Annotated in this window: 11 protein-coding genes, 1 tRNA gene and 1 pseudogene; 8 read left to right on the top strand and 5 right to left on the bottom strand. The window is 44.9% G+C overall.

The window, feature by feature from the left end; genetic code table 11:
• Nucleotides 1-59: 59 nt before the first annotated feature.
• Both V5G21_RS16200 and V5G21_RS16205 read left to right on the top strand, forming a co-directional pair.
• Entirely contained in the window at nt 60-2444 is a 2385-nt protein-coding gene (locus tag V5G21_RS16200) for a peptidase G2 autoproteolytic cleavage domain-containing protein (protein ID WP_095295438.1), read from the top strand.
• Nucleotides 2445-2598: 154 nt separating this feature from the next.
• Nucleotides 2599-2680: transfer RNA gene (locus V5G21_RS16205), tRNA-Leu, on the top strand.
• A gap of 85 nt (nt 2681-2765) precedes the next feature.
• On the opposite strand, the gene V5G21_RS16210 is transcribed toward V5G21_RS16205, so the two are convergent.
• A complete protein-coding gene (locus V5G21_RS16210) occupies nt 2766-2963 on the bottom strand; it encodes a hypothetical protein (protein ID WP_011246231.1) in 198 nt (65 codons plus the stop codon).
• 382 nt (nt 2964-3345) lie between these two features.
• Complete coding sequence (locus V5G21_RS16215; protein WP_257006128.1) at nt 3346-3942, bottom strand: nuclear transport factor 2 family protein; 597 nt, start codon at nt 3940-3942, stop codon at nt 3346-3348.
• Nucleotides 3943-4135: 193 nt separating this feature from the next.
• On the opposite strand from V5G21_RS16215, the gene V5G21_RS16220 reads away from it, so the two are divergent.
• The 3 genes from V5G21_RS16220 to V5G21_RS16230 all read left to right on the top strand — a co-directional run bounded on the left by V5G21_RS16220 (nt 4136) and on the right by V5G21_RS16230 (nt 6439).
• Entirely contained in the window at nt 4136-4741 is a 606-nt protein-coding gene (locus V5G21_RS16220; RefSeq protein ID WP_095236084.1) for a TetR/AcrR family transcriptional regulator, read from the top strand.
• Between the two features lie 58 nt (nt 4742-4799).
• On the top strand, nt 4800-5102 hold the full coding sequence (locus V5G21_RS16225; protein ID WP_011246232.1) for an ArsR/SmtB family transcription factor: 303 nt from the start codon (nt 4800-4802) through the stop codon (nt 5100-5102).
• A 143-nt stretch (nt 5103-5245) separates the two neighbouring features.
• Nucleotides 5246-6439, top strand: coding sequence for an MFS transporter (locus tag V5G21_RS16230; RefSeq protein WP_095236085.1), 1194 nt, complete (start codon nt 5246-5248; stop codon nt 6437-6439).
• 312 nt (nt 6440-6751) lie between these two features.
• Here the strand turns inward: V5G21_RS16230 and V5G21_RS16235 are convergent, their stop codons facing one another.
• Together V5G21_RS16235 and V5G21_RS16240 are read right to left on the bottom strand one after the other, a co-directional pair.
• On the bottom strand, nt 6752-8248 hold the full coding sequence (locus V5G21_RS16235; RefSeq protein ID WP_095236086.1) for a monooxygenase: 1497 nt from the start codon (nt 8246-8248) through the stop codon (nt 6752-6754).
• A gap of 24 nt (nt 8249-8272) precedes the next feature.
• Nucleotides 8273-8674 carry a RidA family protein gene (locus V5G21_RS16240; RefSeq protein ID WP_095236087.1) on the bottom strand — a complete coding sequence of 134 codons (402 nt, stop codon included), beginning with the start codon at nt 8672-8674 and terminating at the stop codon, nt 8273-8275.
• Between the two features lie 245 nt (nt 8675-8919).
• Between V5G21_RS16240 and V5G21_RS16245 the strand changes: the two genes are divergently transcribed.
• The 3 genes and pseudogenes from V5G21_RS16245 (at nt 8920) to V5G21_RS16255 (ending at nt 10760) form a co-directional block, all read left to right on the top strand.
• Nucleotides 8920-9396, top strand: a complete 477-nt coding sequence (locus V5G21_RS16245; protein ID WP_011246236.1) for a MarR family transcriptional regulator — start codon at nt 8920-8922, stop codon at nt 9394-9396.
• Between the two features lie 188 nt (nt 9397-9584).
• Nucleotides 9585-9734 (top strand): annotated as a pseudogene (locus V5G21_RS16250) (ATP-binding cassette domain-containing protein); the annotation flags it as partial.
• Nucleotides 9735-9836: 102 nt separating this feature from the next.
• Entirely contained in the window at nt 9837-10760 is a 924-nt protein-coding gene (locus V5G21_RS16255; protein WP_338464936.1) for an alpha/beta hydrolase, read from the top strand.
• A 210-nt stretch (nt 10761-10970) separates the two neighbouring features.
• Here the strand turns inward: V5G21_RS16255 and V5G21_RS16260 are convergent, their stop codons facing one another.
• Complete coding sequence (locus V5G21_RS16260) at nt 10971-12128, bottom strand: epoxide hydrolase family protein (protein ID WP_338464937.1); 1158 nt, start codon at nt 12126-12128, stop codon at nt 10971-10973.
• Nucleotides 12129-12149 lie beyond the last annotated feature (21 nt).

Below are 12149 nucleotides of genomic sequence, written 5' to 3' on the forward strand. Positions count from 1 at the left end.
TCTCTTTTAAACGTAACTGCTTTTTACTAGCAGAATAAAAGAAGGAGGCGTTTTCCTTTATGAAAAACGACGAATGGGAAACATGCGAGGCAAAGGAAGAGGACAAGGCTTTTGAGCATTTGACGAAAACGCTGCAACAAATTGAGGATGCAAGGATAGTTTACATCGATGACTTTATTCCTGAAGGGGAAGAAGAAAGTGACCAAACGAAGTATTTTGAAGAAGCGTTAGGCGACGGAAATGTCAAACTGATTTTAGGGCCAAAACGGTATTATGCCACTGTCAAGCTACCAAGTCGAACCGTGTTAGAAGGGCAAGGGATGGAATTAACAACGATCCAAACGCCTAATCAGGCGCCAAGTTATGAATGGACGGTGTCGGTAAAGGATAAGGACCATGGTGCCGAGTATATTGCGGTTCGTCATCTAAGCTTAGACGGTAACCGCAGAAGGGGTGTAGAGCCAGCCGGAGGTAGCCGTTCCAGTTGCTTAACATTCCATGGTGTAAAGTACGGCTGGGTAAAGGATGTATTTGCCTACAACAGCACGTTGCATGGATTTGACGTTACGTCGACCGGTCTAGATTACCACTATGGTGGAGATGGGACCGTTGATTCGGGGCCTTCCCAATATGTTTGGATTGATGGCTGTAAAGCAACTGACTGGATCGATGATGGATTTACCACTCACCATAGTGAATACATCACCATTTCCAATTGCTATGCCTATGAACCTAACAGTAGAGGAAATGCAAATGGAATTGAGATCGATGACGGAAGCCGCCATGTGCTTCTATCAAACAATTACTCTATGGGTTGTTATGGGGGTATTGAAATTAAAGCCCATGCCAACTCCAGTGCAGCGAACAATGTCCATATTCTTGGGCATATTTCTAGGGAAGACACACGTAGCTATAACTTCCGCCATATCGGCCATCATACCGGCGATGATCCTGACTCAAAAACGGCCTATCATATTACGGCTACTAATCTCGTATCGCTGCACCCAAACAAAAAAAGGGGGTTCCAGAACAATACAGATCCCCGTGCTCTTGTGATTAGCGCTTATACCAATGTTAGCATTACCAACTTTACGGCAATTGGCGATCTATCCTACGACTTTGGCAATACGCCTGTCATTGCGATTCAATATAAAGCGAAAAATGTATCCCTTAACGGCATTAACGTAAGCCGTTTTCATAACGCCAGCGACGCTATCATTGTATTTGGTGGAGGAAACCGTGGCGACCACATTTCCTTGTCAAATATTCATATTTATGATGCCGGAAAAAATAACGGAATATACGTCGGCAGCGGACATAGCAACGTCTCCATTTCCAATGTCAATGCAATTAATTCTAAGGGAGAGGGAGAAAATGCAGTGGAAGCGGCGACAAACTCTGTCAACATTAGCGGTGTATCCGTGACTGGATACAAGTATGCTGTCCGCAGCGGTGGTGTGGCCTATAAAGAGCCAATTACAGTGATTAAAGGAGGCGCACGGATTGCTTCAAGTACAGGGGCACCTTCCACCGAACAATCGATCATACTTGCAAGCACTTCGTCGCCAACAGCTTCAGCTTCTAAAACGATGGTGGCTGCCTCATCTAATTCCCACGCAGTTGGCGAAGGGGCAATCGTCCTAGGAAGTGCAGGCAATTCACGGGCGCAAGGGCCTCGAAGCGGCATCCTTAGCTCCAGCGGCGCGGTTGCTGGCCAGTCAGGAGGGGCGTTTAGCTCGATGGTACTTGCGAGTAATTTAGTAGCCAACCCAAATGGCTATTCTGTAGTCGGCGGGTATGGGGCTTCAGGCAACCCAAGCAGCGCCAATATCAAGTGGGAGCTTAATAGCCGTACTGGTACAGTCCGAGCTGCGGGCACGCTTTCAAGTGCACAGACATTTACCGATTATGCCGAGTACTTCGAAAGCATAGATGGAAACCCCATTGCCACTGGCCTGCTTGTCACTCTTGATGGAGATAAAATCCGCGTGGCTGAGGAAGGAGACGATATTCTTGGCGCTATTTCTGAAACAGCAGGGGTGGTCCTTGGAGAATCGGCACTTTATTGGCAAGGCCGATATTTAACTAACGAGTTTGGCGGCATGGTCTATGAGCCACAAACAATCCGCACGTATGATGTCGATGAAGACGGCAATACGCTTCCTACGTATACAGAAGAGGTTGTTGAACTGCCGTTAGAAAATCCACAATATGATCCAAGCCTGCCTTACACTCCACGCAGTAAACGCCAAGAGTGGAATATCGTCGGGCTAACAGGTCAAATTCACGTCCGTGTCTCTGACTCCGTCCAGCCAGGAGATTATGTAAAAGCCAACGGTGGAATAGGCGTGCCAGGAGAAAATGGACCGATAAAAGTCATGCGTCTTACAAAAGCGTACGATGAGGACAAGGGATATGGTGTCGCTTTGTGTTTTATCAAGTAACCATTGTATAGGAGAGCAGCAGCATTTTTGCTGCTCTCTAATTTATTTTATATTGATGGTTATTTTTTTATTAAAAAGTATTGACCACCTTACCAATGCGTGGTATATTAGTTCTTGTCAGTTGATGAGAGCAACCTAGCTTCTCAAAAAATGGGCCGGTGTGGCGGAATTGGCAGACGCGCACGACTCAAAATCGTGTTCCTTCGGGAGTGTCGGTTCGACCCCGACCACCGGTATTAGGTGCCAAACCTAAGTAATAGCAATGCCTATTACACGAGAGCTTTCTACTTTGTAGGGAGCTTTTTTCATGTTTTGTTTCCACTATATTGTTTGTAAGATCGTCTCTAGGCTAATAACTGTTTCATTTGTGCTATTTTTTACATATGAGAGGATAACGAGAGCCACCGGGAGCTCCTTTGGCTTCGATCCAAGCACCGATCCCATCATCGCTACCCCGAATACGGTTAACACGATCAGGACGAGCACCATTCCTAGCCACATCGTTTTTTGTGCCAGCATTTTTATGCTCCTCTCCTCCTCGTAAGATTGTTAATTATCAACCGCAATATTTATTTGTGAAAGGCTTGCATTTTATATGGCTACAACACAAGGTCACTGTTATGAACAAAAATAGCATTGCTGTAGCAACGCTTCTTATCCATTTGATTACAAAATTGATTACTCAAATACATTCGCGAAGCGAAAGACATCACCGTCATGACATTCGGCGATGCCTTTCTTGAGATTTAGCTACACAAACTTCAAAATCTACTGTTCGAATTTTTTCGTTTTTCTGCTGGCAAGATGGCCTCGATTACGTCCCAATGTTCAGCGATCTTTCCATTCTCTACGCGGAACAAATCGTAGAAAGCGGTATGCTGACCATCAAATAGGCCTTCACTCACGGTAAGAACAAAATCGCCTTGTCCGATGACTTGATGTGCAAAGCAGCGTGTAGGCCAGAAAGACCGTCCGCTATATGGGGACTATGCTGAATGTAGTTATCTCCATCAAAGTAAGAGGCAAGCAGGTCAGGATTCTTCCCTAGCAAGATGTTCTCAACAAAGCTTTTGACTAATGCTTTGTTGGCGTCGGTCTTGTCGATATCCTTAATCGTAATCGGCCCGTCAATCATCGTATGATTGCTTGGTGTCTTTTCCACCATCTCTTGCAAATTGTCCCAATGCTCAACGATTAATCCATTCTCAAAACGGAAGATATCAAATACGATTTTAGGACCGTGAAAATCATATACAGAATGAAGAGCCACATAATTTCCGTCGACTAAAGTCCGTTTAATGCTTACCTTAGTACCAATCTCCTTTAAATGATCTAGTGCGCCAAGCATGGCTTCACGACCATCGATTAAAGCCTGGTTGTGCTGAATGTATTGGTCTGGATGAACATAAGCCATAATCGCTTCGGGGTTGCCGCTCTCAAAACTTTCCAGTACGGCGACTGCCTTACGAACAAGCTCATTTTGATGGTTGGATGTCATTGAAATATCCTCCTTGAAATTTTTTGGTCATTAGATAAATAATGAACAATACGTTGTTTATTTATCTGCTGCTCATTATAATAGAGGTTAATATAACGCTCAATATTCAATATTTTTAGTTATGATGGATAACAGACAACATATAAAACTTTGTCGCTTAACGACCTAAATAAATTTAGGGGGAACGAAACCAATGAATAAGAAAACCGACTTAAGAATACTGCGCACGAAACAATCGATTCGAAAAGCGTTTTATGAGCTTATTCAGGAAAAAGGATACGAGGCGATAACGGTCCAGGATATTGCTGATCGGGCTATGATCAATCGAAATACGTTTTATCTCCACTACCAAAACAAACCTGATTTATTAGATACATGTATGAATGAACTGTTAAGCGATTTTAAGGATGCAATCCTTTTTTGTCCGATCAGCATGAATCCTTTCAGCATTTCTCTACTCGAGACAGTCATGCAAACGGTACTGGAGCATATTTCTCTAAACATGACCTTTTACCGTTCCATGTTAATTGAAGAGAATCGAATTTATCCGTTTCAAGCCAAAATGGAGGATATCATTAAGGATAAATTAATGGAGGGGTGGAAACCTGCTCAGGAAAATGCCCCATTAGCGATATCCAATGAATTGCTGATCGAATACCTCGGATCGGCTTTAATGGGAATTGTCATTTGGTGGATTAAAAACGATAAGCCCCTTTCTACAGAGGAGGTTTCATCTCAGTTTAGTAAAATCGTTGCCTATGGGCACTTAAGAGCTGCCGGCATCGCCGTAGAGGAATAAAATGAGCGAGAGTAGAATTAGGATTGACATATCGCAAAATGTAGATATAATAAAAGGCATGGATCCAATTGAAGTATTCAAAGCGTTGTCTAACGAGTCGAGATTACAGATTTTACAGTGGCTCAAGGAGCCTGAAAAACATTTTGTGCCCCATGAAGGAGTGGATATGAGGAAAATCGGGGTGTGTGTCAGTCAAGTGAAGGATAAGTTGAACATGACACAGTCGACAGCATCGCAGTATTTGTTCATTCTACAACGGGCCGGACTGATTCGAACTGAGCGGATCGGCAAATACACGTACTACAAACGAGATGAAGAGAAGATCAGTGAGTTGGCTGCATATTTGAATCAGAAACTCTAATCTGAACTGAATACTGATACTGAATACCTTAAACGTATTCAGTTTTTCGGCCTTACATATCGACATATCGCGATATGTAAATTAAAAAGGATCCTCATATATCGGTAACTGTAAAAACAATAAAAAAAGGAGAAGTGAATGCATTGTCTAACACGTGGAAAGTCTATTTATTGGCTTTAGTTACTTTTTTAGTGGGTACATCAGAGTACGTTATTTCTGGCATCTTAGATAAAATCTCGGATACAATGGGTATTTCCGTTACTTCTGCGGGGCAGTTAGTCACGATTTTTTCCTTTGTATACGCCATTGGTACCCCGATCCTGATGGCGTTGACTGCTAAGGTGGAAAGACAAAAACTGCTGGTTTGGGCGCTAGGTATCTTCGTAATTGGGAATGTACTGTCATTCGTTTTGCCTGGCTATGCATCGTTTCTCGCAGCTCGCGTCATCATGGCTCTAGGCGCGGGAATGGTCGTGGTAACTGCTTTGGACATCGCCGCAAAAATTGCTGCTCCAGGCAAAAAAGCAAGCGCGATTGCTACCGTGGTCATGGGCTTTACGGCTTCCTTGATTATCGGCGTGCCTCTAGGACGTATCGTTGCAGCACAGTTTGGATGGAAAGCTGTTTTTGGTATATTGGCACTGGCCGGTCTGGTGGCTATGTTCGTTCTGTACGTCATCATCCCTCGAATTCAAGGGGATAAACCGATTCCGTTGTCCAAGCAACTTGCCTTTTTGAAAAACGGAAACGTAGCGCTAGGGCTTGCGATTACCTTTTTCTGGCTTGGCGGATACTCGATTGCCTACACCTACATTTCACCGTATCTACTTGATGTTGCCGGGTTAAAAGAAGGGATGCTGAGTGGAGTGCTGTTGGCTTTCGGCATCGCTAGCTTGCTCGGATCCAAATTCGGCGGTTTCAGCACGGATAAATGGGGGGTATTCCCGACACTGTCAGGGGGGATGCTCTTGCACGTCATAGCGCTGCTTCTCCTCTCTTTAACCGTTACCTATACGCATGCATGGCTGCCGATTGTCATCCTCTTGATTTTGTGGTCGTTTGCGGCATGGTCTTCCGGTCCAACGCAACAAGTCAATCTAGTTCGGATTGAACCGAATTATTCTGGAATCATGCTAAGTTTGAACCAATCCATGATGCAGTTGTCCATGGCTGCGGGTGCTGCAATCGGAGGCGTCATGGTTGACCGAGTGTCTCTTTCATCCATTACATGGGTCGGAGTGGTTGGAGTCGCTATTGCGATCGTAATAACGACGTTCTTGAGGGCGCGAATGAGTGCCGGCAGTCAAGGTATCGGAGAGTATCTGGATGAAGTTTAAAAAGGCATGCAATTAATGAATTGAAGTTGCAATTGATGGCAAACGACTAAAATGCATCATCTTCTAGTTTCGGAAGATGATGCATGACAACTAAAAGACACGAGGAGAACCGTATCACAAATAGCGGTAAAGCGCAGGGTCAAGGGTGTGATAATGGGTTCTGCAAAATTGGAAGAATTTAAGGAATCAAGTTTTATCCTAACCTGAAAACAAGAACTTGATTCCATTGATGGAAAGGACAGTGCTTGTTCAATCATCTACAGACCTGGCCCTAGCTGGGTAGGGAGGCGGTTACACACCTCAAAGGAATTCCTAATCCGTAATGTCTCCGCACCAGCGAGTGATTCCTTCGTTTATGGTTTGCATTGGATTTGGCTCGGATAAAGAAATCGCCCAGGCAATATGTCCATCCGGCCGAATAAGCGCTGTATGGACGTCGTTCCAATCCGCATCAGCATCGGCCAAAGAGGCATGTACAACTTGAAGGTTGCTATACGTTTCCCATTGACTGCTATTCTGTTCATTAGAATGGAAATGCAACAGAAGAAAAGTACCTTTGTGCAGGAGCGAATAGGCGTTTATCAATTGCCCGTCTTTCAGCTTTAAGCGAAGATCCTTGAACCGTTTCCCGTTTAAAGGATGGGAAGGGGCTTCGGCGTCGGGTGCATAATGTACATCTAGGGCGGAAATCTGTGCAGCGATTTGATAATTAGCCTCCGGTATTTGAATCAGATCAGCCAGCATGCTTCGCAGTTCCGTGATGGGAGGAGTCACATCCAGAAGCATGGTTTGGACTTCGGTATTCCGGAGCAAAGCCGTATTCCATGGGAAACGTTCGGCATGATAACTGTCCAATAACCAGTCCGGAGCCCAGCCTTTGATTGCCCCTGCAAGCTTCCAGCCTAAGTTCATCGCTTCTTGTAAGCCAACGTTCATTCCCTGTCCACCAGCCGGAAAATGAATATGCGCCGAATCTCCCGCCAAGAACATTCGACCATTCCGATAGCGTCCCGCTTGCCGCGTCGCATTTCCGAAACGGGACATCCATTTCACATCGTTCAATCCTAGGTCGCTTCCGGTTGTACGGATGAGCGATGAACGAAACTCTTCCAATGTTACGGGTTCATCCTTAGAGATGTTACGTCTCTCCATATCGATCATCAAGACCCGATAGAAATAATCATTGATCGGCATGATGCTGACCAAGCCTTGTTCTGTAATCCGGGAGATGACACTCATAGGAGCCAAATCAGATAGAATGGCATCCCCCAAAATAGCCGTGAAGGTCGTGTCTGTACCTTCAAACGATATGTTAGAGTGCTTGCGAACCAAGCTTCTGGCTCCATCCGTACCTACCACATAAGCAGATCGTAATGTTGTTTCTCCATGAGGACCGGCGATCTTAACATCGACGCCAGCCGCATCCTGATGCACAGATAGTGCCTCGACCTCTCTCCAGACTTCTGCGCCAAGGCTAAGCGCCCATTCCTCCAGCGCCTTCTCCGTCTCACTCTGCGGTAAAAAGAGAGTGTGATTGGAAGAGGAATCCAATACCGAGAAATCTAAGGGGGTTTCTAGTCCGGCGAAATGGCCTCTCGAAAGTAAGCGTCCTTGCTTGATTAATTGTGATTTCATTCCACGCATATCTAAAATTTCCAGGGTGCGTGGATGTACGGTAAGCGCCCGTGAATAAGGAGTTGTCTCCTTTAGTCGCTCAATGACGCAGACCTTTACACCGGCTAATGCCAATTCCCCAGCCAACATCATGCCGACAGGACCGCCACCGATAAGGATGACTTCATATTTCATATCAATAACCTCTTTTCTTAAACATTATGGGAAGATCACGATAGCGTCTATTTCGATAAGCCATTCAGGATCGGCTAGCGCTTGAACGCCTATATAGGTACTTGCTGTCTTCGGCCAGTTAGGGCCAAGCACATGAAATCCTGCCTCGAAAATAATCGAAATCAATTCCGGGTTGTGGTTTACCACAAAAATATTCATTTTTGCAATGTACAATGGATCCGCCCGCACGGCTTCCAATGCATACTTGAGATTGGTGAACACTTGAATCGCTTGCGTGTAATAGTCCCCTGAACCGATCAATGATCCTGTTTCATCCACAGAAACCTGACCTGAGATGAAGGCCAGTTTGGAGGCAGTCGTTACCACAACATGAGAAATGACAGATGTAACCTTTTCCGTCAATGTCTTTGGATTCACGATTTCCATAGGCCGGTATGCACCTCCTTCATTAATTATTGTTTCTTCGGAAACTCTTTTATTGCTTATAAAAAAAGGGTGTGATAAAGGTTACATATAATTTTAGTTTCATATGAAACAATAATAGTGTACTGGGTCACTCTTTATCCTGTCAACCCCCATCTCAACATAAGCATATCCATTTGTTTCTCTTTGTTTCCCAGAAAACAATCTATGATATAATATAATAAATAAGTCAAGGAGCGAGCATAAGCATGGATACTGCCAATAAAAACAAAAACGCCATTCATGAATTATTCGTTCAGTTTCTTGAGCGAAAAGAGCAATATGAAACTCGAATAACTGCCACATACCTGGAGGATATCCGGAAGCATATTGAATCGGAATTCAGTTTGAATATGACGGAACTGCACACGATTGCGTGTATCGGTGAATGGGAGCCAATCAATGTCACAACCCTCGCGGAAAGGATAAATGTAAGCAAAGGGAATACCTCCAAAATTACAAATAAATTACTTAAAGCAGGTTGGGTGCGAAAAGCCCAACTCAACGATAACAAAAAGGAAGTGTATTTTCGGCTAACGCCTGTCGGCAAAAAGCTGTTTGCTGCTCATGAGGAGCTCCACGCGAAGGAAAAGCAACGGATGTATGAGTTTTTGGAAAGATACAACGAACGCGAGCTTGAATTTATCAAACAGCTGTTTGGGGATATGGTTGACTTCTATTGCTGACGTACCTCAAGAAACCAGAAAAAAGTTTTTACCAATTTTCGAATCCTATTCTGAGACGGAGTTACGAACGATCGGAAAATTTATGAGTGATTTGTTGGCGCGTGCCGAATAACTCTAGGGAAGGGAAGTTAGGGAGAATGACAACCTTAAAGATTGAGGATTTAAGATCCAAGATTGGCGGGAAGTAGATTTTAAAAGGGCTTACACTGGAGGTTCATGGCGGCGAGATTCATGCGATTATGGGGTCTAATGGGACGTGAAAAAGCACATTGGCTTCGGCCTTAATGGGCCATCCCAAATGCGAAGTTACGGATGGCAAGGTGACATTGGACGCGGACCTTAACCCAAATCTGTATGCAGAACGGGTTTGTAGTAGAACGAATGGAATAGGCTCAATAATCACTTATAATTTCAGTAATAGTTGGTGGTGTAGAAAATCAATGAACGTATTTTCTAAAAGAACAAAAATGGTATTTGTATTGCTTATTTTATTATTAACGATTACAGGATGCTCCACCAAAATGCCTATATCTTCAAATGAAAATCAATCTTTATCTGATCAACCTCAAAATACGAAATCTGTAGAAAATGCTGTACCTGAAACACCAGTTGCCGAAGTGAAGGACATACCACCAAACAAACCGGTTGATTATGATCCTGCCTGGCCGGACCGTTCGGTGAAGTCTTCTAACGGGCATCTTGTGAATACTTGTGTTCCGGATGAGCTGCGAAATAAAGCAACTACATTAACAACCAGTGATGGGGTGTATCTGTCTGCACTTGTGCTTGGCAGTGGAGATAAAGGAGTCCTGCTTGCACACGAGCAAGGTTATAACATTTGCTCTTTTCTAGACATGGGAACTGAACTGGCTGACAGTGGGTATCTGGTTGTTATTCCTGAATATCGTAATCACGGTGCCTCACAGAATTTTCCGGAGGATAATCAGAATATAGATCGTGATGCAGATGCTGCCTTAGGTGAACTCGAACGATTGGGTGCAAAAAGAGTATTTTTGGCGGGGGCATCATGTGGCGGTAGTACAGCAATCATTGCAGGCGTTAATCAGGCGCTGCCTATTGAGGGGCTGATTATTCTTTCTTCTCCTGCACAATGTGGGCCCCTTGATTCAATTCCGAGCGTTGAGAAGATTAAAGCACCGTCCATGTTTGTTTTTTCACCTGGCGATTATGGAGGCTCAATTGAAAAAGAAGTGCGCCAATTATATCAAGCATCTGGAGCAACGGATAAAGAGCTAATTGTGGATGAGAGTGGTTATCACGGAACAGATATGTACCATAGGGGAGAGCGCGGTGATGCCTTAAAGTCCAAGCTTATTGACTTTGTTAAAAAAGTATTTAATTAAAGTAAATACCTTTTGTAACAAAACCGTGGTTGATAAGGATTGTCAATTAATCCGCCAAAGGTGCCTTCAAGGTCAAGAGAAAGCCGCTCGTTTCCCGACGGGGGAACTGAGCGGCAACATGATGCAGGATCAGGGGCTGACCACGATCTGTCTACTTTTCTTATTAGCTGCTAGACAGTGTATTTAGATTTGTTTCGAAACGGTTCTGATTCACCAGCTTTTCGTTCTAAAAGGTCTGAAGAATGCGCGAATGTCATCGGCAAAAAGCTCTGGTTCCTCTAGAGCGGTAAAATGTCCGCCGCGAGGCATCGAAGTCCAGCGGGTTACATTCAGGTTGCGCATGGCCCATTCCTTGGGCGGCAACAGGATATCCGCCGGGAATAGGGCAAGGCCAGTCGGAACCTCGATGTAGCCGATTGGCGGCAAAGAATGCGCATTATCATAATACATATGCGCTGTCGATCCTATGGTGTTCGTCACCCAATACACCATAATATGCGTAAGGAGTTCATCCTCGCTGAATTTTTGCGCAAGATCGCCGTTACAATCGCTCCATGATCGGAATTTCTCCGTCATCCAACCGGCCAAACCTACGGGCGAGTCGGAAAGTCCATATGCGAGGGTTTGGGGGCGCGTCGATTGAATGGACATATAGCCGCCCTCCTGAGCCATCCATGCCGAAGCCTTATTCTTGTATTGCCGCTCTTCTTCCGAAAGCGTGCCCTGATCAGATGAAGCTATGAGATCTCGGATAATCCCGATATCGGTCAGATGGATTCCGTATAACTGTTCGGGATGGTTTGCCGCCAGGTATCTAGTCACACCGGAGCCCATATCCCCCCCGGCGGCAGCGAATTTACTGTAGCCTAATTTTTCGGTCATGAGCTTAGCCCACATTTCGGCGACACGAAAATTGTTGACCCCGAGGTGTTTAGGGCGGCTGGAGAATCCAAAGCCAGGTAATGAAGGGACGATTACGTCAAAAGAGTCCTCGGGGTTGCCGCCATGGCTGGCCGGATCTGTAAGTAGCGGGATGATTTTGTGGTAACGAAGGTAACTGTCGGGCCATCCGTGAGTTAGAATCAGGGGCAAAGGGTCAGGACCTTTGCCGCGTTCATGTACGAAGTGCACGTCGATCCCATCGATCTTGCAGCGAAACTGGGAGAAGCGGTTCAACTTGGCTTCTTGTGCGCGCCAATCATAATGGTCCCTCCAATACGAAACTAACGATTTTAAGTAATTTAATTCCGTGCCCCGTTCCCAATCCGCATTTTCCAATTGATCCGGCCAACGGATGTGATTGATTCTGTATTGCAGATCGTTCAGGATTTCATCAGAGACCTGGATTTGAAAACGTTCAATCGTCAAAATGATTTCTCTCCTCTTCTT

Source organism: Shouchella rhizosphaerae (assembly GCF_036700015.1).
Classification (GTDB): Bacteria; Bacillota; Bacilli; order Bacillales; family Bacillaceae_D; genus Shouchella; species Shouchella rhizosphaerae.